This is a genomic window from Candidatus Planktophila sulfonica (genome assembly GCF_002288065.1).
In the GTDB taxonomy this organism is placed as follows: domain Bacteria; phylum Actinomycetota; class Actinomycetes; order Nanopelagicales; family Nanopelagicaceae; genus Planktophila; species Planktophila sulfonica.
Genome location: NZ_CP016773.1, coordinates 970671 through 990443, shown reverse-complemented (window position 1 = coordinate 990443; position 19773 = coordinate 970671). Strand labels below are relative to the sequence as shown.

22 protein-coding genes and 1 tRNA gene are annotated in these 19773 nt (G+C 48.2%); 18 read left to right on the top strand and 5 right to left on the bottom strand.

What is annotated here, in order from left to right; all coding sequences use genetic code 11:
- Positions 1–51: 51 nt before the first annotated feature.
- The 5 genes from ahcY to secA all read left to right on the top strand — a co-directional run bounded on the left by ahcY (position 52) and on the right by secA (position 6970).
- Positions 52–1332 carry an adenosylhomocysteinase gene (gene ahcY, locus A1sIA56_RS04985; RefSeq protein WP_095673827.1) on the top strand — a complete coding sequence of 427 codons (1281 nt, stop codon included), beginning with the start codon at positions 52–54 and terminating at the stop codon, positions 1330–1332.
- On the top strand, positions 1333–2013 hold the full coding sequence (mtrA, locus tag A1sIA56_RS04980) for an MtrAB system response regulator MtrA (RefSeq protein WP_095673826.1): 681 nt from the start codon (positions 1333–1335) through the stop codon (positions 2011–2013).
- 14 nt (positions 2014–2027) lie between these two features.
- On the top strand, positions 2028–3593 hold the full coding sequence (gene mtrB, locus A1sIA56_RS04975; RefSeq protein WP_095673825.1) for an MtrAB system histidine kinase MtrB: 1566 nt from the start codon (positions 2028–2030) through the stop codon (positions 3591–3593).
- Positions 3594–3819: 226 nt separating this feature from the next.
- Entirely contained in the window at positions 3820–4263 is a 444-nt protein-coding gene (locus tag A1sIA56_RS04970) for a ComF family protein (protein WP_190276992.1), read from the top strand.
- Between the two features lie 31 nt (positions 4264–4294).
- Positions 4295–6970 carry a preprotein translocase subunit SecA gene (gene secA, locus A1sIA56_RS04965; protein WP_095673823.1) on the top strand — a complete coding sequence of 892 codons (2676 nt, stop codon included), beginning with the start codon at positions 4295–4297 and terminating at the stop codon, positions 6968–6970.
- Positions 6971–6982: 12 nt separating this feature from the next.
- Here secA and A1sIA56_RS04960 read toward each other — a convergent pair whose 3' ends face one another.
- Positions 6983–7513: an Rv3235 family protein gene (locus A1sIA56_RS04960; RefSeq protein WP_150121996.1), complete on the bottom strand. Its 531-nt coding sequence runs from the start codon at positions 7511–7513 to the stop codon at positions 6983–6985.
- A gap of 123 nt (positions 7514–7636) precedes the next feature.
- Between A1sIA56_RS04960 and A1sIA56_RS04955 the strand changes: the two genes are divergently transcribed.
- Genes A1sIA56_RS04955 through A1sIA56_RS04940 form a run of 4 tightly spaced genes read left to right on the top strand, consistent with a single transcriptional unit; the run spans position 7637 to position 11199 of the window.
- Complete coding sequence (locus tag A1sIA56_RS04955) at positions 7637–8233, top strand: SAF domain-containing protein (protein ID WP_095673821.1); 597 nt, start codon at positions 7637–7639, stop codon at positions 8231–8233.
- A complete protein-coding gene (locus A1sIA56_RS04950; RefSeq protein WP_095673820.1) occupies positions 8226–9311 on the top strand; it encodes a CpaE/TadZ family protein in 1086 nt (361 codons plus the stop codon). Before A1sIA56_RS04955 ends, A1sIA56_RS04950 begins: the two co-directional genes overlap by 8 nt.
- A gap of 19 nt (positions 9312–9330) precedes the next feature.
- Complete coding sequence (locus tag A1sIA56_RS04945) at positions 9331–9720, top strand: DUF6912 family protein (RefSeq protein ID WP_095673819.1); 390 nt, start codon at positions 9331–9333, stop codon at positions 9718–9720.
- Between the two features lie 6 nt (positions 9721–9726).
- Complete coding sequence (locus A1sIA56_RS04940; RefSeq protein WP_095673818.1) at positions 9727–11199, top strand: sensor histidine kinase; 1473 nt, start codon at positions 9727–9729, stop codon at positions 11197–11199.
- 7 nt (positions 11200–11206) lie between these two features.
- Here A1sIA56_RS04940 and A1sIA56_RS04935 read toward each other — a convergent pair whose 3' ends face one another.
- Both A1sIA56_RS04935 and A1sIA56_RS04930 read right to left on the bottom strand, forming a co-directional pair.
- Positions 11207–11470, bottom strand: coding sequence for a WhiB family transcriptional regulator (locus tag A1sIA56_RS04935; RefSeq protein ID WP_095673817.1), 264 nt, complete (start codon positions 11468–11470; stop codon positions 11207–11209).
- 133 nt (positions 11471–11603) lie between these two features.
- Positions 11604–11675: transfer RNA gene (locus A1sIA56_RS04930), tRNA-Arg, on the bottom strand.
- A gap of 27 nt (positions 11676–11702) precedes the next feature.
- Here A1sIA56_RS04930 and msrA point away from each other — a divergent pair.
- Positions 11703–12230 (top strand): peptide-methionine (S)-S-oxide reductase MsrA, encoded by a 528-nt coding sequence (msrA, locus tag A1sIA56_RS04925; RefSeq protein WP_095673816.1) that lies wholly within the window; start codon positions 11703–11705, stop codon positions 12228–12230.
- Here msrA and A1sIA56_RS04920 read toward each other — a convergent pair.
- Positions 12223–12840 carry a DNA-3-methyladenine glycosylase family protein gene (locus A1sIA56_RS04920; protein WP_095673815.1) on the bottom strand — a complete coding sequence of 206 codons (618 nt, stop codon included), beginning with the start codon at positions 12838–12840 and terminating at the stop codon, positions 12223–12225. The genes msrA and A1sIA56_RS04920 overlap by 8 nt on opposite strands.
- A gap of 34 nt (positions 12841–12874) precedes the next feature.
- Here A1sIA56_RS04920 and A1sIA56_RS04915 point away from each other — a divergent pair, with 34 nt between their 5' ends.
- Genes A1sIA56_RS04915 through hpf form a run of 5 tightly spaced genes read left to right on the top strand, consistent with a single transcriptional unit; the run spans position 12875 to position 16090 of the window.
- Entirely contained in the window at positions 12875–14038 is a 1164-nt protein-coding gene (locus tag A1sIA56_RS04915; protein WP_095673814.1) for a MalY/PatB family protein, read from the top strand.
- Positions 14039–14054: 16 nt separating this feature from the next.
- On the top strand, positions 14055–15122 hold the full coding sequence (locus A1sIA56_RS04910; RefSeq protein WP_095673813.1) for a trans-sulfuration enzyme family protein: 1068 nt from the start codon (positions 14055–14057) through the stop codon (positions 15120–15122).
- A gap of 39 nt (positions 15123–15161) precedes the next feature.
- The gene (locus A1sIA56_RS06960; protein ID WP_190276991.1) at positions 15162–15308 is read left to right on the top strand and encodes a hypothetical protein; all 147 of its coding nucleotides are present in this window, start codon (positions 15162–15164) and stop codon (positions 15306–15308) included.
- Positions 15309–15692, top strand: a complete 384-nt coding sequence (locus A1sIA56_RS04905) for a hypothetical protein (protein ID WP_095673812.1) — start codon at positions 15309–15311, stop codon at positions 15690–15692.
- Positions 15693–15742: 50 nt separating this feature from the next.
- The gene (gene hpf, locus A1sIA56_RS04900) at positions 15743–16090 is read left to right on the top strand and encodes a ribosome hibernation-promoting factor, HPF/YfiA family (protein WP_095673811.1); all 348 of its coding nucleotides are present in this window, start codon (positions 15743–15745) and stop codon (positions 16088–16090) included.
- On the opposite strand, the gene A1sIA56_RS04895 is transcribed toward hpf, so the two are convergent.
- A complete protein-coding gene (locus tag A1sIA56_RS04895; RefSeq protein ID WP_095673810.1) occupies positions 16091–16549 on the bottom strand; it encodes a hypothetical protein in 459 nt (152 codons plus the stop codon).
- Positions 16550–16661: 112 nt separating this feature from the next.
- On the opposite strand from A1sIA56_RS04895, the gene A1sIA56_RS04890 reads away from it, so the two are divergent.
- From A1sIA56_RS04890 to A1sIA56_RS04880, 3 genes are read left to right on the top strand one after another with little or no spacing between them, the layout of a single operon-like run.
- The gene (locus A1sIA56_RS04890; protein ID WP_095673809.1) at positions 16662–17348 is read left to right on the top strand and encodes a response regulator transcription factor; all 687 of its coding nucleotides are present in this window, start codon (positions 16662–16664) and stop codon (positions 17346–17348) included.
- Positions 17345–18568, top strand: coding sequence for a sensor histidine kinase (locus tag A1sIA56_RS04885; RefSeq protein ID WP_095673808.1), 1224 nt, complete (start codon positions 17345–17347; stop codon positions 18566–18568). The genes A1sIA56_RS04890 and A1sIA56_RS04885 overlap by 4 nt, the downstream gene beginning before the upstream one ends.
- A gap of 10 nt (positions 18569–18578) precedes the next feature.
- Positions 18579–19769: a class I SAM-dependent methyltransferase gene (locus A1sIA56_RS04880; protein WP_223298413.1), complete on the top strand. Its 1191-nt coding sequence runs from the start codon at positions 18579–18581 to the stop codon at positions 19767–19769.
- Positions 19770–19773: the final 4 nt, after the last annotated feature.

Below are 19773 nucleotides of genomic sequence, written 5' to 3'. Positions count from 1 at the left end.
GAAGGTCAAGCGAAAAAAACAGCCGTTTTTACACTAGGGAGAAATATTTAAATGACACCTGTTACAACTATTCCAAAGCACGATATTAAGGATGCATCACTTGCAGCTCAGGGCCGCAAGAAGATTGAATGGGCAGAACGCAACATGCCAGTTCTCGCTCAAATCCGTGAGCGTTTCGAAAAGTCACAGCCATTCGCTGGAGTACGTATCGCAGCATGTATGCACGTCACAACTGAGACAGCAAACTTGATGCGCGTTCTTAAAGCTGGCGGAGCTGAGATTGCTCTCTGTGCTTCAAACCCACTTTCAACACAAGATGACACCGCTGCAGCTCTCGTGCACGAATACGGTATTTCAGTATTTGCTCGCAATGCAGTTGACCGTGATGGTTACTACTCACATATCAACGCAGCGCTCGATATCAACCCACACCAAGTATTCGACGATGGTTGCGACCTCGTTAACACTCTTCATACAACTCGCAAGGAACTCCTTCCAAATATTGCTGGTGGATGCGAAGAGACAACTACAGGCGTTATCCGTCTTAACCAGATGGCTAAAGATGGCGCTCTGACATTCCCAATGATCGCTGTCAATGACACTGATACAAAGCACATGTTCGATAACCGTTACGGAACAGGTCAATCAACTCTTGATGCTGTCTTCCGTGCAACTAACTTCCTTCTTGCAGGACGCATCGTCGTCGTCGCAGGATTCGGTTACTGCGGTAAGGGTGTTGCCGAACGTGCCAAGGGCATGGGCGCAGATGTCATCGTTACAGAAATTGACCCAACTAAGGCACTCGATGCCATGATGCAGGGATTCCGCGTCATGCCAATGGTTGATGCTGCAAAGGTCGGCGATGTATTCATCACTGTTACAGGTAACCGCGATGTACTTCGCGACGAACACTTCTCTGTTATGAAGGATGGCGCAATCATGGCTAACTCAGGCCACTTCGATATTGAAATCGATGTTGCATGGCTCGAGCAGAATGCAGTGACAAAGAACGAGAAGATGCGTCACCAGACTGACGAATACGTCATGAAGGATGGCCGTCGCCTACTTCTTCTTGCAGAAGGTCGCCTGGTAAACCTAGGTGCTGCAGAAGGTCACCCAGCATCAGTAATGGATATGTCATTCTCTGATCAGGCACTTACCGCGGAATACCTCGTTAAGGAAGCAAAGAATCTTCCTGCAGGCGTTCACGAAGTTCCTACCTACATTGATAAGGAAGTTGCTTCACTGAAGCTCAAGTCAATGGGTGGTCACATCGACACACTTACACCTGCACAAGATATGTACCTCAACTCTTGGGAGCACGGTTCATAAATGACTCTGGTTATGGTCGTCGATGACGATCAAGACCTTGCAGAAATGCTTGGAATTGTTCTCACAAGTTCAGGCTTCGATGTAGATCTTGTCAGTCGAGGAGATGAGGCGCTGGAGGTATTTAGAAATAATCCTCCAGACCTCGTCTTGCTCGATGTGATGTTGCCAGGAATTGATGGCATTGAGGTCTGCAGATTGATTCGACAAGAATCAATGGTTCCAATCGTGATGCTGAGCGCTAAAGGCGAAACCCAAGACATAGTTCGTGGTCTTGAAGCCGGCGCTGATGACTATATGCAGAAGCCATTCCGCGACAAAGCCGAACTCATAGCGCGAATTCGCACCCGACTTCGTCGCACAAATGCGGATGTCACTGGGCTACTGACTATCGGAGATTTATCTATCGATGTCACAGCCCACGAAGTTCTCCGTGGTTCACAGAAGATTGCGCTCACTCGACTTGAATTCGATCTCTTGGTCGCATTAGCAAAAGACCCAGGTCGTGTATTTACTCGCGATTCTCTCTTGAGCGAAGTGTGGGGATATCGCCACAGCACAGATACACGACTTGTAAATGTTCACGTACAACGTCTTCGTTCAAAGATTGAACATGACCCTGAACATCCAGAGATTGTGATGACGGTACGCGGCGTTGGTTATAAGGCGGGCGGCCCAGCGTAAAGGGCTCACATAACATGGGTGCTCGTAGAAAGCTTTCGCAATCTCTTGCGACCAAAGTTATTCTCTCGACGGTCATGCTTTCTCTTGGCGTAATTTCGCTAACGGGATCTGCGCTCTACTCACGTCTTTCTGACGGAATTCGCCAAGTAAGCCTTGATTCGGCACTTGCTGAAGCACGATTCACTTTCTTTAACGCGCAATATCAGATGCTTCTTTCCCAAGGCGATTCAGTGGAAGAGCGCAAGAAAGCTCTCGCTGATTTGATCATTAGTTCGACAACGCAGAGCTCAGAACAGAGCCGCCGTGAAGTTATCTTCATTAAAGTTCCAGGTGAGCGAAAGACAAAAGTTTCTTACGAGATGTCTTCGAGTTTGATTAAGGCCGAATCTGTCCCACAAGCGCTGCGTGAACGAATTCAAAAAGGCACTGATCTCCAGTACGAATACGGAGACCTACGCTCGGCGCAAGTGAGCCAAGGCAATACCCTCTTCGTTGGAGAGAGAATCAACATTCCAACTGCGGGACGATATGAAATGTATATCGCCTTTATTCTGACAAGCCAGACTGAAACTCTTGACCTCATTCGAAACTCACTTCTCTTTACAGGCGTTGCACTTATCTTCCTCATCGGAATGATTACCTGGCTGGTAGTTCGCCAGGTTGTACGCCCGGTACGAGACGCTGCCCGAATTGCAACGCAATTTACCCAAGGTGATTTCAGTCAGCGCATGCGCATTGAATCTCAAGATGAGATGGCGACTCTGGCCAACTCGTACAACGAGATGGCGCAATCTATTGAGCAGCAGATTTCACGTCTTGAAAACCTTTCTCGCGTCCAGCAGCGATTTGTATCTGATGTTTCCCATGAACTCCGTACTCCGCTCACCACTCTTCGTATGGCATCCGAAGTTATCTACAACCAGCGAGCCTCCTTTGATCCACTTGTTGCACGTAGCTCAGAGCTCTTGGCTGCGCAGATTGATCGATTTGAACGTCTACTGGAAGACCTGCTCGAGGTAAGTAGATTTGATGCTGAGGTAGCTGTTCTCGAACCTGTGGACTTTGATGTTGTTGCACTGATTAACCGTTGCGTTAAAGACTTCCAAGTGGGAGAACTTGATACAGATTCGGGAATCCGCATTGAATCCGAGCTTCCTGTCGTGCAGATTCAAGCTGATATAAGACGCGTTGAGCGCATTATGCGAAACCTCTTATCTAATGCGCTCGATCACTGCGATGGCAAAGAAGTTGTAGTGACAATCGTTGCGACAGAGAGTGAAGTTGGCATCGGCGTTCGTGATTTGGGATCGGGACTTGATGAGTCAGCACTCATTCGAGTTTTCGACCGATTCTGGCGTGCAGATCCTTCACGTGCACGCGTTCGAGGTGGCACAGGGCTTGGTCTATCAATCGCACTTGAAGATGCGCGCCTCCACAATGGCGAACTTGATGCGTGGGGAAGACCGGGGCTTGGCGCTCACTTTGTACTCACCTTGCCACGTAGAGCAGGGGATGAGATTGAAGGGCGTCCAATAAAGGCTGCACCAAAAGATTTCCACGAGGAAACTTTTTACCTCTAACTCATAACTAATCTGCAGAGAGAATGCAGAGATGAAGAGCTTGAAGTCGCTACAAGAAATAATCTTTCCCATTCGATGCTTAGGCTGTTCTGCGTTAGGCCTAGAGATCTGCTCAGAATGCAGAGGCAAATGGAATCCTCATATCTATCGAAGCTGGTCTAGAACTGCGCCATACTTCCCAATATTCTCTTCAATCCAATATTCAACGGTTGCAAGCAAAGTTTTATTGGCTGCGAAAGAGAACAACATCAAGTTAGCTGATGATTTATTGGTTCAGGCACTTCAGAAATCTTTCCACTTCTGCGCAAAGGAGAGGGGAGTAGGTTTATTCGTTCCGATTCCGTCACGTCATGCAGTGGCACGTTCTCGTGGTCGCCAATTCATCACCGAACTTTCTCTGCAGTTAAGCAAAAGCACCGGAATGGAAACGGTTGAAAGCCTTTCGCATATTCGCAAGGTGCGAGATCAATCTTCTCTTGATGCAAAGCAGAGGTTGGTAAATATTGAGGGTTCAATGAAATCCCTGAGATATCTCAGTGAAAAGGTGATTTTGGTTGATGATCTCGTCACAACGGGGGCAACTATTTATGAAGGCGCCCGGGCCCTGCGTGAAAATGGGATTGAGGTCATAGCCGCCGTAACAGCCTGCATAGCCGAACCCCTAAGATAAGGGGGTTAACAAGCAAGTGGAAGGTAGGCCGATGGCTTCAATTCTCGATCGACTTATGCGAGCCGGCGAAGGAAAGATTCTTCGCGACTTAAGCAAGATCGTCGATAAGGTCAACGCCTTTGAAGCATCCATTTCTCCACTCTCTGATGATCAGTTGCGTGCGAAGACTGATGAATTCAAATCTCGCCTTACAAAAGGCGAAACTCTTGATGACCTAATGCCAGAAGCTTTCGCTGTTGTTCGCGAAGCCGCAAAGCGCACATTGGGCCAGCGTCACTACGACGTTCAGCTCATGGGTGGCGCAGCGCTTCACAAAGGAAACATCGCAGAAATGCGCACAGGTGAAGGAAAGACTCTCGTAGCAACTCTTCCTTCCTATCTCAATGCTTTGGCAGGACGCGGCGTCCACGTCGTCACCGTGAACGACTATCTCGCAGAACGCGATAGCGAGTGGATGGGCCGTATTCACCGCTTCTTAGGATTAAGTGTTGGCGTCATTGTTAACAGCATGACTCCCTCTGAGCGTCGCGCTGCATATCTTTCAGATATTACTTACGGAACAAATAACGAATTTGGTTTCGATTATCTTCGCGACAACATGGCTTGGTCTCTCGAAGATTGCGTGCAACGCGATCACTTCTTCGCAGTCGTTGACGAAGTTGACTCGATTTTGATTGATGAGGCTCGTACGCCTCTGATTATTAGCGGACCTGCTGATAAGGCAACCAAGTGGTATGTCGAATTCGCCAATATCGCGACGAAATTACAGCGCGATACCCACTATGAGGTAGATGAGAAGAAGAAGACCATCGGCATCCTTGAAGAAGGTGTCACCAAGGTTGAAGAACTTCTCAAGATTGAAAACCTTTACGAAGCTGCAAATACAACTTTGATTGGCTATCTCAACAACTCAGTTCGTGCCAAGGAACTCTTCAAGCGCGACAAGGATTACGTTGTCATGAATGGCGAACTTCTCATTGTCGATGAGCACACTGGCCGCATGCTTGCAGGCCGTCGTTATAGCGAAGGTTTGCACCAGGCTCTTGAAGCGAAAGAGCGCATCGATATCAAGGATGAAAACCAGACCCTTGCGACAATCACTTTGCAGAATTACTTCCGTCTCTACCAGACCATCTCAGGTATGACTGGTACTGCAATGACAGAAGCATCTGAATTCCACCAGATTTATAAGTTGGGCGTAGTTCCAATTCCTACCAACCGCGATATGCAACGTATCGATCAACCAGATTTGGTCTACAAATCCGAGGTGGGAAAGTTTGCAGCAGTTACTCGCGATATCGTCGAACGCCATCGCAAGGGGCAGCCTGTTCTTGTCGGAACTGTCAGCGTTGAAAAGTCTGAAGAACTTTCAGGATTCCTCAAGAAGGCTGGCGTTGCCCACGAAGTTCTCAACGCAAAGCACCACGAGCGCGAAGCAGCGATTGTTGCCCGCGCTGGTGTTAAGGGAGCCGTAACCGTTGCAACAAATATGGCAGGCCGCGGAACAGACATCATGCTCGGTGGAAACCCAGAATTCATGGCCGATTTTGAATTACAGCGCCGCGGACTTTCACCAGTAGATAACGCAGCAGAGTATGAAGCTGCCTGGCCTGAAGAGATTGCAAAGCAGAAAGCTGCCATCGCTAAAGAGCATGAAGAAGTAATCGCTCTCGGTGGACTTTATGTTCTAGGCACAGAGCGCCACGAATCACGTCGTATTGATAACCAGCTCCGCGGACGTTCAGGACGTCAGGGCGATCCTGGTGAATCTCGCTTCTATCTCTCACTTCAAGATGATTTGATGCGTCGCTTTAACTCAGGAATTGTCGAGCGCGTACTTGCCGCTGCTGGTTTGCCTGAAGATGAACCAATTGAATCTAAGATGGTCTCAAATGCAATTCGCTCTGCCCAGACTCAAGTTGAGGCGCAGAACTTTGAAATCCGTAAGAATGTTTTGAAGTATGACGATGTCATGAACCGCCAACGCGAAGTTATCTACGGTGAGCGTCGCCTTGTTCTTGAAGGTAAAGATATCGGCGAGCAAGTGTCAGACTTTATGGGAGAAACAATCTCAGCTTACGTTCGCGCTGCCGCGCAACAGGGCTTCGGCGAAGATTGGGATCTCGATCAGCTATGGACTGCGCTCAAGTTGATCTATCCAATCTCGTTCACACCTGAACAGATCATCGCTGAAGTTGGATCTGCATCAGCGCTCGATGTTGATTTCCTTGAGGCAAGAATCCTTGATGATGCAGCTGCTGCATATAAGAAGCGTGAAGAAGAGCTTGGAACTGAAGTTCTTCGCGAACTTGAGCGAAAAGTTCTGTTGTCAGTCCTTGATCGCAAGTGGCGTGAACACCTTTACGAGATGGATTATCTACAAGAAGGTATCGGCCTTCGTGCGATGGCACAGCGCGATCCACTCGTTGAATACCAGCGTGAAGGTTACGAACTCTTCGCGGCGATGATGGATGCCATCAAGGAAGAGCTTGCAAGTCTTGTATTTAACGTCGAAGTAACCATTGAAGGCGACGGATCTCAGGTAAAGGCGCGTGGCGTTACTGAAAAACCAGTGCAAACACAGCCACTGAAGTACACCGCTGCCGATGAAAATGGAGTTACTTCATCAGGAGATGTAACTCGCAACGCACCTTGCCCTTGTGGCTCTGGAAAGAAGTACAAGCGTTGCCACGGAGCTGCTTCCTAAATCTCTAACGCTCTAAAGCATCCGTAGCGCCGTACATAACCAGCGTCCATCAACGCCTTCAAAACGGATTACTACTGCCCGAAAGCGGTCGTTGTACCTGATGATGACAGTTGATTCGCAGATTCCATCTAGAGGTTCGGTCTGGTGAATGCTTTTGATCTTGCCAATCTCTTTCTGACTACCTGATTTCTTCAGTAGCTCCATATAAATCACGCGATGACACCATCTGATCAATTGTGCCGGTTGGCGACGTCCTGCCCAGACCTCAACGACGCTCACAATAAATTTCATTGTCCATGCATGAAGTTCAGGTAAATCAGAAGCTGAAGTTGGAATGGGCATCTCATCCAGTTCGAGCTCTTCACCAAAAGTTGAAGGAACTAGATACAACTTTGCTTTCTGTTCCACCCTTTCAATGACCGGGGGAGCAAAGAGATCGAGAACAGGATGGCTCCAGAGTGCAGGATCTTCGGTGCTTGATATCAACTGCATCATGGGAGTTTGAGATCGATATGTCGCTGTGAGATTTTCAAAAGTAGTCATCTGCCGATACTTGGCTACCAAAGAGCTGAATGAATCGACCCAAAGAATGATTCTCAATCGCACTAAAGATCTACTGTGGAGAACTCATCGAAAATAGCGTGAACCCGCTCGTATCTTGCGCCCATGAATCAGAAGAAGAACTCCCAAACTCGCCTCATTGTTGCCAGCTCACTCTGTGCTGCAGCGCTCCTGGCCTCATTTGCTATGTCGAAGGCTGCCAATCAGAGAGAAAAGTATTGGGTAGTGCTCAAACCTATTGCTGTAGGAACGCAGCTAGAACAATCCGACGTTGGTTATCAGATGGTTGCCTTAGGAAATTCAGGCAGCAATTACTTAGGAGAACAGAGCAATCCAGTAGGTTCGATTACCAAACGTCCATTTGCCCCAGGTGACCTACTTGAAATCAGCGCCCTGACTAATAATTCGGCAGCTTTGGTCAACCAACAGCTCTCAATCAGTCTTCGCAGCGTTGATATTCCTTCAACCTTGCAGATAGGCGAGGTTGTCACAATCTTTCAATTACACGATGCCTCAAATGGTGAGGCAGCGCTCGAACCGGATCACATTCTTAGTGGGGTATTTATCGTTGGTTTAGATCGCAAGGGAAGTAATTTTGGCGGAGAAGCAGCGCTCACGATTTCTGTAAATCGAGATGCGGTCCCAGATCTCTTAGCGGCAACCACAAGCGGAAGACTTGTCATCGTGAGATCACATGGGTGATTTCGTTCAACAGATTGCCGTCACAGGTATTCGGGATGCAGAGTTCGAAGGTTTCGTAGCTAGTGCACTCTATGAACAAGGGTGGAACGTTCTTTTTCGTGCGCTGGATTTTCAATCCCTGAATACATATTTGGATACAAGTTCAACCGATAAGCCTTTGCTCCTTCTCTCTACGGATTGCGAAGGGCTGACTTCTGCTGGGCTAGATCTTCTGCGTAAGCAAGGAGCCAAGTACATGCTCTTTCGCGCAGAAAACGATCTGCAAGATAAATACCCTGAGGCAGTAGCGCGGCCTGCAACAACTCTTGAACTCGTCGCTCTCTTGCGAGGATCGCTGCGCAACCCACTCATACGCAGTAGCTATAGCGCAAAGGTGCGCGCCCGCACGATTGCTCTGGGCGCCGCATCGGGAGCACTTGGGACTTCAACGTTAACTATCAATCTCGGAGCAGAGCTAAGCGAGCTGGGCAGAAAAGTTCTGATCGTTGATGCTCATGCAGAGTCAGCTTCATTCGCATCTCTGTTAGGAGAGAGAGGACTTAATACCTCAGGTGAAATCCGTGCATTTTCTGCAGGGCTGCACATTTTAGAAATTACCCAAGAAAGTGTTGCTCAAGACCTGTTACTTCTCGATCGAGCTCTCTCTGAGTTCGACTTCATTCTCGTTGATTGTGGAGTACTACGTGATTTTGAAAAATCGCTCACTGGGCGGCGTTGGGGGAGCGAGGCAATAATTTGGTCGACCACGCACGCAGATGAAATATGGATTCTTACTCGAACCAACCACTTGGGATTAGAACGCCTCAAGACTCTTATCAATGAATTTAAACGCAATCCCATGAAACCATCACCATCATTTATCAATGCGCAAAGTGCACATGTGAAGAGAGGCTCTTCGCGCGACGAGCAATTTCTGCAACTAGTCACTCCTCTTCGCCCAACTCGTCTACTTCGACTCCCGTGGGACCCGCGGAGTGTCAACGCTGCTGAAGAGAACCTTTCTCCTCTTATCGAGTCCAATGAACGAGGGCTCTTGCGTAAAGTAATCGCAGATATTGCCGGTGAATTAACCTCATAACTTCTTATAGGCTTGGCTCATGCGCGGATATCTAGCTATGACAGCTCAAGAGGTTGCCGAGTTCGCTCAATCCCGCGAATTCGATGTTTCAGATCTCTACGCGCCGACATCACAATTTATTGTCGACAACCAAGACCTCGATGATGAGGAAATCGAGTTCACGCTATCTATGGTTGCAGCCGAAGATGCCCTTGAGATGAAGTCAGCAACATCGGGTAAAGCTTGTGTTCTCGCATTTGAAGTACCGCCGGAGCTCATTAAAGAGAGCCACGATATGTCTATCTCGCTCTTAACCCCACTGCTCTGGGAACACCTCGAATGTCTCTTTGAAGTCTCTGATGATGGCGAAGAGCTGACATGGTTTGCAACACAAGAGATTGCAAACAATCTCGATAGCTGGCTGAAGTAGTTTCCTATGGCATCCATCGAAGATTATGTTCAGGGCAGAAGCCCGCTCTCTGCCGATCAAGTCCATCGTCTTCGCGAGCTTGTAGCCGATTGGCAATTACTTTCTGATCTCTCCTTTGCAGACTTAATTCTCTGGGTGCCGCTGCGTAAAGATATGAAGAGCTGGCCAACAGGTTATGTGGCAGTTGCGCATATTCGCCCAACAACTGCAGCCACGCTTTTTCCTCACGATGTCATTGGTGAAGAAATTACGTACGGCGCCCGCCCTCATATTGATCAAGCACTTTCTAGTGCAGAAATTATCCGCGATACACAGCCTGAACCCATGGGCGATTTCATGGTCAAGGAAGAAACGATTCCAGTCATCTTTGATGAACATGTCATCGGAGTGATTTCCCGTCACCGAAATTCAGAGCTGATGCGACAACCCAGCCGCCTCGAACTTAACTACCGAGAGATTGCGCATAACCTCTATCGAATGATTTCTGAAGGAACTTTCCCGTACCCAGATGCAGGTTCTCTCTTTGATCCAGCACCCCGCGTAGGTGATGGCCTTATCCGCCTTGATGTAAATGGCGTTGTTTCCTATGCAAGTCCAAATGCGCGTTCTGCATTTAGCCGACTTGGCTGGATGAGTGAAGTAGAAGGACATTTACTTGGTGAAGTTGCGCAATCTCTTGCGCGAGTCCGCCCTGATGCACATGAAGAGACAATCGCACTTGGACTTACAGGTAAATCTCTAAAGCGAGTTGAGATTGAAAATGCGGGTGGAACGATTGATTTCACTGTACTTCCACTGATTAAGAGTGGTGACAGAATTGGCGCAATCGTGATGCTCAATAACGTCACCGAACTTCGTCGCCGCGAACGTGAATTGGTCACAAAAGATGCAACTATTCGCGAAATTCATCACCGTGTGAAGAACAACTTACAAACGGTTTCAGCGCTACTTCGCCTGCAGGCTCGTCGCATCGAAGATCCAGGCGCAAGTGCTGCACTCAATGAAGCTGTACGTCGCATTGCATCAATTGCACTTGTTCACGAAACTCTTTCCAGTAGCCGAGATTCTTCCGTTGCATTTGATGAAGTTCTCGATAGCTTGGTTTCACACGCACTCGAACTCAGCCCACGAATGAATGAACTACACATTGAGCGAACTGGAAAATTGGGTTCACTTGAACCACGAATTGCCACACCGCTTGCTCTTGTCATCACCGAGTTAATTCATAATGCACTTGAGCACGGACTGGCAGAGGAAGGCCTCGCACTTGGCATCCATGTCTCAAGTAATGGTTCAGAGTTGTCTGTAACTATTTCAGATGATGGCGTGGGATTCCCTGAAGGCTTTGATATCTCAACATCACCCAACTTAGGGCTACAGATTGTTCGCACACTGACAGAGAATGAATTACGTGGAACGTTATCTTTGGTTACAGATGAGCAAGAGACTCGGGCTGTACTTACCTTCCCAAGTAATTAAAAAGTTCTTACTGACCACTCTCAGCTAGTCGTGCACGATTTCGTGCAGCACGACGCTTCAATGCGCGACGTTCATCTTCAGAGAGACCGCCCCAGACGCCAGCATCTTGTCCAGATTCAAGCGCCCATGCAAGACATGGATCCTTCACGATGCAGCGATTGCAGACCTTCTTCGCCTCTTCGATCTGAGTAATGGCAGGTCCAGTATTTCCGACAGGGAAGAAGAGCTCTGGATCTTCTTCACGACATGCAGATTGATGTCTCCAGTCCATGGCTCTACCTCCTCTTCGTAATTCTTGATTATGCGGCGCGTGCTCTGCGCAAGGGACAATTCTCTCTATATCGAGATATTTAAACAAGAAGGTAGCGAAAGAGATTTTCTAAATACGGGTGATTTATATCGCGTGCCCCCGACAGGAATCGAACCTGTGCACCTGCCTCCGGAGGGCAGTGCTCTATCCCCTGAGCTACGGGGGCGCAGGTACAAGGGTAGGTTATCCGACTATGAACAGTTCAGAGAAAGCATATTTTGCAACCGGTTGCTTCTGGGGCGCAGAACGTCGATTCTGGAATATCGATGGCGTAATCGAGACAAGTGTTGGTTATATGGGTGGAGTTCGACCAAATCCTTCATATGAACAAGTCTGCACCGGCGTCACTGGCCATGCAGAAATGGTTGAAGTCACCTTTGATCCAACTCGTGTGAGCTACCGCAGATTGCTTGAAGAGTTCTGGGTGATGCACGATCCGACATCGCTTAATCGCCAAGGTGGAGATATCGGAACTCAATATCGCAGCGCCATCTTCACGACCTCTGAATCACAAAAGCTTCAAGCCGAGGTAACTCGCGATGTCTATCAAGCAGCTCTCACTCGCGAAGGCATTGATCAGATTGTCACCGAAATCTTGAGCGCTGAAGGAGTTCCGTATTACCTTGCTGAGGAATACCACCAGAAGTATCTGCAGAAGAATCCCAACGGATATGACTGCCACTCATCGACCGGTGTGGCATTTCCAGCGCTTGCTAACTAATCGCTCTCCAGCAGTACCACGCCACAACGCTTCGATAGGGGCGGAATTTCTCGCCCTTCTTTTCAAGTGCTTTGGGTTCAATCTCTTCCTTCAGCGAATACATCCTCTCCCAGCCGCGACGCACGCCTAAGTCGCCGGTTGGCCAAATATCTAATCGGCTGAGTTGATGCATCATAAACATATCGACAGTCCATGGTCCGATACCCCAAAGCGAAGTCAGTTGATCAAAGACGAATTGATCATCTTCAATTTCGTGCAACTTATTGATATTAATTCTCTTTGAAAGTGCAGCATCGGCAAGACCTTGGATAGTTTTAAACTTTGCACCCGATACCCCTGCTGCTCGCATATCTATCTCTGATATTTCGGCTATACGACCAGGAACCATGCGACCTTTAGCTAAACCCTTTACTCGGCCATAGATAGTGTCGGCAGCCTTTACTGCTAATTGTTGTGAAATAACTGACTCAACAAGAGATTCAAAGTGGGTGACTGGCTTGGGGTTTCTGCCTAACGTGCATAAAGGATGTGCCTCAATCACTTTGGCGAGTCGTGCATCACGTGCTGCTAAGTCGCGCACAATCTTCTTCATTTGCGACTCGGAGATCATGGATTAACTTTATTCGCAGTGACATACTAAGTCCATGCATCACCTCAAGGCCCTTGATCTCGCTGAATTACAGACACATCGCAGCGAGAAATGGCGGGCCTTTCCCAAGGAAATCCTTCCGCTTCCTGTTGCTGAAATGGATTTCCCCGTAGCGGATCCAATTCGCCAAACTCTTCGCGAGATGATCGATCATTCTGATTTAGGTTATCTTGGATCGATTCCGGAAATGGGCCTAGCATTTGCAGGATTTGCGAAGCGTCGCTGGGGTTGGACAGTTGATCCGCTTCAAGTTCGCATTGCTGCCGATGTCGGCGTTGGTGTTGTTGAAGCACTTCGAGTAATTACAAAACCTGGCGATAAGATTTTAATTAATCAACCCGTCTATCCAAATTTTTGGACATGGTCTCAAGAGACGCATCTAGTAGAAGTTGATGTGCCTTTGACTCAATCTGATGCAGAAGTTAATGGAAGCCATTGGATTCTTGACTGGGATGGAATCGAAAAGGCATACGCATCTGGGATCAAGGTGCACCTGATCAGTAACCCCCACAATCCTCTCGGCCGCGTATATACGAAGGAAGAACTATCTCGACTCGCAGACTTAGCTAAGAAACACAACGTCTTCGTCCTGAGCGATGAAATTCATGCACCACTGACATTCGCTGAACAGACATTCACACCGTTCCTGGCTGTATCTGACAATGCGCGCGAAGTCGGAATCACGATCACCGCAGCGAGCAAGGGTTGGAATATTGCCGGCCTTAAGTGCGCAATCATCGTTACCGATAATGAGAAGCTGCATGAGCTTCTTAATGGGATCGCGCCGGCAACCCATTACAGAGCCTCCCTACTTGGAGCATTTGCCACAGTGACCGCCTTCGAAAAAGGCGAGCCGTGGCTCAACGAACTCATGGTTCAACTAGATCACAACAGAAATTTGGTTTCCCAACTGATCGCAGAGAAGACTCCCGGAGTTGGTTATCTGATCCCGCATTGCTCATATTTGGCGTGGCTTGATCTCACCTCATTCAATTTAGGAGAAGATCCATCAAGTGTTTTGCTTGAAAAAGCGAAGGTCGCCTTTGTTCCTGGCCATCGTTTCGGCTCACAAGCAACGCAATTTGTGCGCCTCAACTTTGCAACAAGCCCTGAAATTCTTGAAGAGGCCTTCAATCGCCTCGCCACAGTTCTACGCTAACGATTACTCTTATCCAATGAGCAACGAGAACCTTCATCCCGAGACCCTTGCTATTTCATCGGGTCGCCCAGGCCATGAAGCCGGTGAAGGTATCAATGTTCCGATTTCGCTCAATTCAACATTTGTTGCTGGTGGCCCAATCAATTACGGACGTACAGGCAATGAAACCTGGCAGCCTCTTGAAGAAGCGATCAGCGCCCTCGAAGAAGCCACATCAACCCTGCTCTTCTCTTCTGGAATGGCTGCAATCACTGCTGCATTCTCACTTCTGCCTCACGGTGCGCCCGTTGTTGCATCCCACGAGGGTTACAGCGGAACGATGGCTCTGCTCAAGCGTTATCACGCAGAAGGACGACTTGAAGTTCGCTTCGTAGATATCACCGATACAAAGGAAGTTATTGCGCAATTGCAAGGCGCAGCTTTCTTATGGGTTGAATCTCCAACAAACCCTGGCCTTGGTATCGCTGAAGTTTCAGTCATTATTGGCGAAGCAAAGAAGCGCAATATGGGCGTTGGATTCGATAACACTTTCGCTACCCCGCTTAATCAGAAACCACTTACCTTCGGTGCAGATATCGTGATGCATTCAGTAACAAAGTATTTAGCTGGCCATAGCGATGTCATCCTTGGCTCACTTTCAGTGAAGGACTCAGCGCTGCATGCTCGTCTGCAAGATGCACGAGTCTCATACGGCGCTATCCCTGGTCCATTTGAATCATGGCTCGGCCTCCGAGGCATTCGCACATTCCCACTTCGCTTTGAACAGGCACAGAAGAGCGCCGCAGAATTAGCCAAGAAATTGGCAGGACATAACTCTGTTACCAATGTTCGTTATCCAGGCTTCGGCGCAATCGTCTCCTTCGAGATCACTGGAGATGCTGCTGCAGCTGAACGCGTATGCGATGGTGCATCCATCATCACCAATGCGACAAGCCTTGGGGGAGTTGAGACCACATGGGAACGTCGTCGCCGTTGGGCACTTGAAAGCGACAGCGTTCCTGAAAATCTCATCCGCCTCTCTGTTGGATGCGAACATGTTGAAGATTTGTGGCGAGATATCGACACCGCTCTTTCTAAGGCGTAAAAGAGGCGCTTATCCTTAAAGAGGAGTATTTTTATCCTCATGAAGGCACTTCGACGACTCATCGCAGCGGTAACCGTTGCGATTCTGGCATTTCGTGCTGTCGGCTCTTTTCTCTCATGGGTTGAGAAGCAAGATGACACATCTACCGATGCTTGGGTTGATGAAGATGAATTCGAAGATGCATAAATGAGCGATCAATACGTTGCAGGTTCTTGCAATATTGGTAAGGCTGAAGTTCGCCAACGCCAAGTCGTTGCACTGATCGGACTCTTTCTCAGCGTGAGTGCTCTCGCTGGGTTTATTACAACAGATGCAGCGCCCGCAATTCGTTTAGGAATTTTCCTTCCGCTCACCGTCTTCTCCATCGGCTTCGTTCAATCACGTAAGCGCTTCTGTCTGGCGTATGGCTTTATGGGCACATTTAACTTTGGGCGCCTAGGAAAAATCTCTCGCGTAGCCGATAAGGCCGCTCTGGCAGCTGACCGCAAAACCGCTTTCACCATCCTCGTTCAGTCGCTGGCTCTGGCCGCAGTACTGACACTCATTGTTTATCTCTTGCCACTTAATTAATTTTTTCTTCCCCCTTACATTTTCACTTGCCGAGTGACATTGTTGGAGATGTGAAAATCATAATCCATACTCGACATGCAGAACTCGCATCAGACTTCAAAGAGATAGCAGAAGAGAAACTTCATTCAATGGAACGCTTTAGCGTCGTTATTGATCGCATTGAAGTAGAAGTTACCCACGAGGCGAATCCTCGACAAGGTAAGAATTCCCACAAAGTCGTTATTACATCGCATGGTTCAGGGCCTTTGCTTCGAGCCGAGTCATTGGGTTTCAATGATGTTGCTGCATTCGATGATGCGATAAAGAGTATTGAACTTCAAATTCGTCGAATTCATGAGAAAGATAAGAGCCATGATCGACAGACTCTGCGAACTATGAAAGTGGATTTAAGCGACTAATTAACGCTTTGGCTTTGCCTTCTGATCACTCATGCCAGGTGCAGCCATCTTTGTTGGTCGAACAGGTTCGGTAGGCGGCGTTGGCAGTGAACCAAGAGCGGCGACTGCACTTTCACGAGCAACAATTGCTGCAGCAACAGCGCTTCGACGTTGTGCAGAAATAGCGTTCTTCTGATCTGGAGTCGTTGCAGTCGCCATCAAAGTCTTTGCCTCGTACGTTGCCTTATCTACTGACGCTTTAAATGCAGAGTTAATTTCACGAATACGTTGTTCGCGGTTTTTGACTGCTTGAATAAAAGCTTCGCGATCTTTCTTGTATTGCTCCTGAAGTGCCTTAAAAGAAGTTGCAGTTGGAGAAGGAGTCGGAGCAGGAGTTACATCAGCGTGTGATGGAGTGAGAGCGAGAGAAAAGAGCGCGACTGAAAGGGCAATAGTTGCCTGTCGGTGGCTTCTTCTCATGTGCCAATAGTAATTCTTATGACGTGTGAATATTCTGTGAAACTCCTCGTGGCTCCGTGTGCGAAGTTGAAAGACGGTGGCAATTGAGCGTTGTACATGGCAAGGTTGGGGCATGAGCCAATTAATTATGGTGATCGATGATGAAGCAGGAGTCCGTGATTTATTGGGCGATGCTCTCAAGTTGGCTGGTTTTGAGACCGTGACCGCACCTGATGCAATGGTCGCGCAGACCCTTCTTCGGACGACAAAGCCCGATCTGCTCATTGTCGATATCAATATGCCGATGATGGATGGATTTGAATTTGTTGAGCGAATCCGCAGCAATGGCGATAACACTCCAGCGCTGATGTTGAGCGCACGTGGCGATCGCGCAGATATCACTCGCGGGCTGACGCTAGGTGCCGACGATTACGTGACCAAACCATTTGGCCTCGAAGAGCTCGTTCTTCGCATCAAAGCGATTCTGCGCCGATCGCAATTCACTGTGGCTACTTCTGCAAGTCTTTCTTGCGGTCCAATATCTCTGGATAGCGATTCGCATCAGGTCACTTTCAATGATGAAGTTGTCGATCTTTCACCCACTGAATTTAGATTGCTCCATGTTCTTCTCGAAAGTAAAGGTCGCGTATTGAGCAAGACCTATCTGCTAGACGAAGTCTGGGGAATTACCTTCGAGTCCGAGAGCACCGTGGTTGATACCTATATTTCTTACCTTCGCAAGAAGTTGCATAGAGATGGCTTTGAAGGCATCCGAACTGTCAGAGGAGTTGGCTTTCAGCTTCAAGCGGAGAAGAAGTGAAATTTTCCTCATCTTCGCGCATCAGTATCGTCACCGTTCTACTGCTTACTTTAATTACTGTCGGAGTCGGAGGCTTCTCAGTCCTGCATTCGCAAGGAGCTGAGATTGATAAGGTCGATCGCACTCTTAATTTTGTTGCTCAATCCGCATTCGAGAATCCCACACAACCTGTTGGTGCTGCCCTCTTTGCTATTGAGCAATCTGGATTAGATATCACCCTCAGCTTTTTAACTCACGAAGGGGATGAGACGCTCATTCATGAGTCATCTCTTAATTACTTAGGTGCTCCCGATTTTCCAACTGTAGAGCGTGCATCGATGGTGCCAGTTCGAATTCCTGGAAGTGCTCCCTATCGATTTAGATCTGTTCTCGTTGAAGGTGGCGATTTCATCATCATTGCGCGCTCAACTGATGATTTAGATTCGAACTTCCGCTCAAATCTTCAATCACTTGCAGCCTTCACCTTTGTCATCGACACATTGGCCGCGCTCCTCCTCTTCTTTTATTTCAGGCGAATCAATCGTCGCGATGAGACAGCCTCCCTTGCGCGCATGCAAGAGTTCTTAGGAGATGCATCCCACGAGCTTCGAACTCCTTTGACGGTGATTAAGGGATATGTTGAAATGCTCAGCAAGAATCAGCTAAAGGAAGATTCAGATAAGGAACGTGCATTTAATCGCGTAGGTAACGAGATTCAGCGTATGGAGACTCTGGTTCAAGATCTACTGCTCCTTGCAGAACTGGGGGAGAGCGGGGCTCGAGATATTGAAAAGATTGACCTGAGCGAGATCCTGAACTCCCATGGCACTGATTTCATCACTTTAAATCCTGAGCGTAAAGTGACGCTGGCAATTTCGCAGAGAATTACCATTGAAGCTTCACGCGATTACATGGCGAGGTTTATTCAAAACGCTCTTACAAATATTGTTCGTCATACAGATAACGATGTTGCTGTAAACATTTCACTCACCACACATGGAAAAACAGCAGAGCTAATAATCGAAGATGCCGGCAAGGGGCTACCCGCAAGCGCTTACCGTGAAGATATTCGTTCACTCAATCGATTTGATAAATCTCGCTCTCGTGAAAACGGTGGCTCTGGGCTGGGAATGAGCATCATGTCTGCAGTCATTCAAAAGCTCGGCGGAAGATTCTCCCTACGCAAGAGTTCTTTAGGTGGCCTTGCAATCGTGGTCGAATTACCTGTCGTTAAAGACTAAACTCACATATGTGAGCGATCAGAATTTAGAAGCGACCTTCTCTGAATTCGAAGCGCTCTTTTCCCATACCGATTCATTAGTGCGCGTTGTGCTTTCCGGTCGTCGCCGCAATATGCAGACCCCCAATGAGCGCATTGATATCCGCCCTGTTGCTCTTAAAGACGGTATTGCTCTTCAAGTCAGCCATAGCGATGGCAGACAAATGACTTCAAAGAATTATGCGCCCGCCGATGCTCCATTTGCTCAACTGATTCGCGCTGGTTTTGCCAACATATTGCTTGAGCACACCGAAGGTTCGTTAGCTCTGCGAATTACTAAGAAGGGCGAGCCACTCGTTCATCGCGAGAGCGCAAAGCGCGAACAAGATCTTTCGCACGATCGAACTAAATCTCGCTTACTAGATGCATCCGATCCATATTTAGTTGCCATTGGAATTTCAGATGCCAAAGGCCATGTAAAGCCAAGCAAGATGGATAAGTACAAGCAGGTGGAAGAGTTCCTGCGCCTTTTGATGCCTACATTAACCGCAGCAATTTCTGCAGGACAGATTCACCAGCCATCTGAAAATAATCCGCTCACCATCGTCGATCTTGGCTGTGGGCATGCTTATCTGACTTTCGCGGCACATCAATATCTACGTTCGCAAGGCATGGCGGTAAAGGTAATCGGTATCGACGTCCGTACGGCTGCTCGCGATCGAAATAACGAGATTGCTCGTCAACTAGGCATTGATAAGACAATTGAATTCCGCGCAGAGGAGATCGCCGATACAACTATTAGAAACGCTGATATTTCTATCGCCCTGCATGCTTGTGACACAGCAACGGATGATGCAATCGCATGGACGATAAACTCCGATGCAAAGCTTGCGCTGATTGCTCCATGCTGCCATCACGATATTCAGGCCCAGATGAATGAGATTCCTGAACCCTGGTCGCTCATCACACGTAATGGAATTATGAAAGAACGTCTGGGCGATCTGCTCACAGATGCTCTACGTATGCAGATTATGAAATTGCGCGGATATCGCGTTGAAGCAATTGAATTTATTGGGGGAGAACATACGCCGCGAAATCTCATGATTCGAGCGGTGAAGACAGGGGCTATCGCCGATCAGGCTGAAACTCGTAAGTACGAAGAGTTGATTGGTCTCTGGAAAGTAAAACCTGTTCTCGCCTCACTTCTGAAGCCGTTAGACTGAGGTC

Excerpts from the sequence above, each read along its gene's own strand:
- ahcY (WP_095673827.1), top strand. The coding sequence starts at position 52 with ATGACACCTGTTACAACTATTCCAAAGCACGATATTAAGGATGCATCA.
- mtrA (WP_095673826.1), top strand. The coding sequence starts at position 1,333 with ATGACTCTGGTTATGGTCGTCGATGACGATCAAGACCTTGCAGAAATG.
- mtrB (WP_095673825.1), top strand. The coding sequence starts at position 2,028 with ATGGGTGCTCGTAGAAAGCTTTCGCAATCTCTTGCGACCAAAGTTATT.
- secA (WP_095673823.1), top strand. The coding sequence starts at position 4,295 with ATGGCTTCAATTCTCGATCGACTTATGCGAGCCGGCGAAGGAAAGATT.
- A1sIA56_RS04960 (WP_150121996.1), bottom strand. The coding sequence starts at position 7,513 with ATGACTACTTTTGAAAATCTCACAGCGACATATCGATCTCAAACTCCC.
- A1sIA56_RS04955 (WP_095673821.1), top strand. The coding sequence starts at position 7,637 with ATGAATCAGAAGAAGAACTCCCAAACTCGCCTCATTGTTGCCAGCTCA.
- A1sIA56_RS04950 (WP_095673820.1), top strand. The coding sequence starts at position 8,226 with ATGGGTGATTTCGTTCAACAGATTGCCGTCACAGGTATTCGGGATGCA.
- A1sIA56_RS04945 (WP_095673819.1), top strand. The coding sequence starts at position 9,331 with ATGCGCGGATATCTAGCTATGACAGCTCAAGAGGTTGCCGAGTTCGCT.
- A1sIA56_RS04940 (WP_095673818.1), top strand. The coding sequence starts at position 9,727 with ATGGCATCCATCGAAGATTATGTTCAGGGCAGAAGCCCGCTCTCTGCC.
- A1sIA56_RS04935 (WP_095673817.1), bottom strand. The coding sequence starts at position 11,470 with ATGGACTGGAGACATCAATCTGCATGTCGTGAAGAAGATCCAGAGCTC.
- msrA (WP_095673816.1), top strand. The coding sequence starts at position 11,703 with ATGAACAGTTCAGAGAAAGCATATTTTGCAACCGGTTGCTTCTGGGGC.
- A1sIA56_RS04920 (WP_095673815.1), bottom strand. The coding sequence starts at position 12,840 with ATGATCTCCGAGTCGCAAATGAAGAAGATTGTGCGCGACTTAGCAGCA.
- A1sIA56_RS04915 (WP_095673814.1), top strand. The coding sequence starts at position 12,875 with ATGCATCACCTCAAGGCCCTTGATCTCGCTGAATTACAGACACATCGC.
- A1sIA56_RS04910 (WP_095673813.1), top strand. The coding sequence starts at position 14,055 with ATGAGCAACGAGAACCTTCATCCCGAGACCCTTGCTATTTCATCGGGT.
- A1sIA56_RS06960 (WP_190276991.1), top strand. The coding sequence starts at position 15,162 with ATGAAGGCACTTCGACGACTCATCGCAGCGGTAACCGTTGCGATTCTG.
- A1sIA56_RS04905 (WP_095673812.1), top strand. The coding sequence starts at position 15,309 with ATGAGCGATCAATACGTTGCAGGTTCTTGCAATATTGGTAAGGCTGAA.
- A1sIA56_RS04895 (WP_095673810.1), bottom strand. The coding sequence starts at position 16,549 with ATGAGAAGAAGCCACCGACAGGCAACTATTGCCCTTTCAGTCGCGCTC.
- A1sIA56_RS04890 (WP_095673809.1), top strand. The coding sequence starts at position 16,662 with ATGAGCCAATTAATTATGGTGATCGATGATGAAGCAGGAGTCCGTGAT.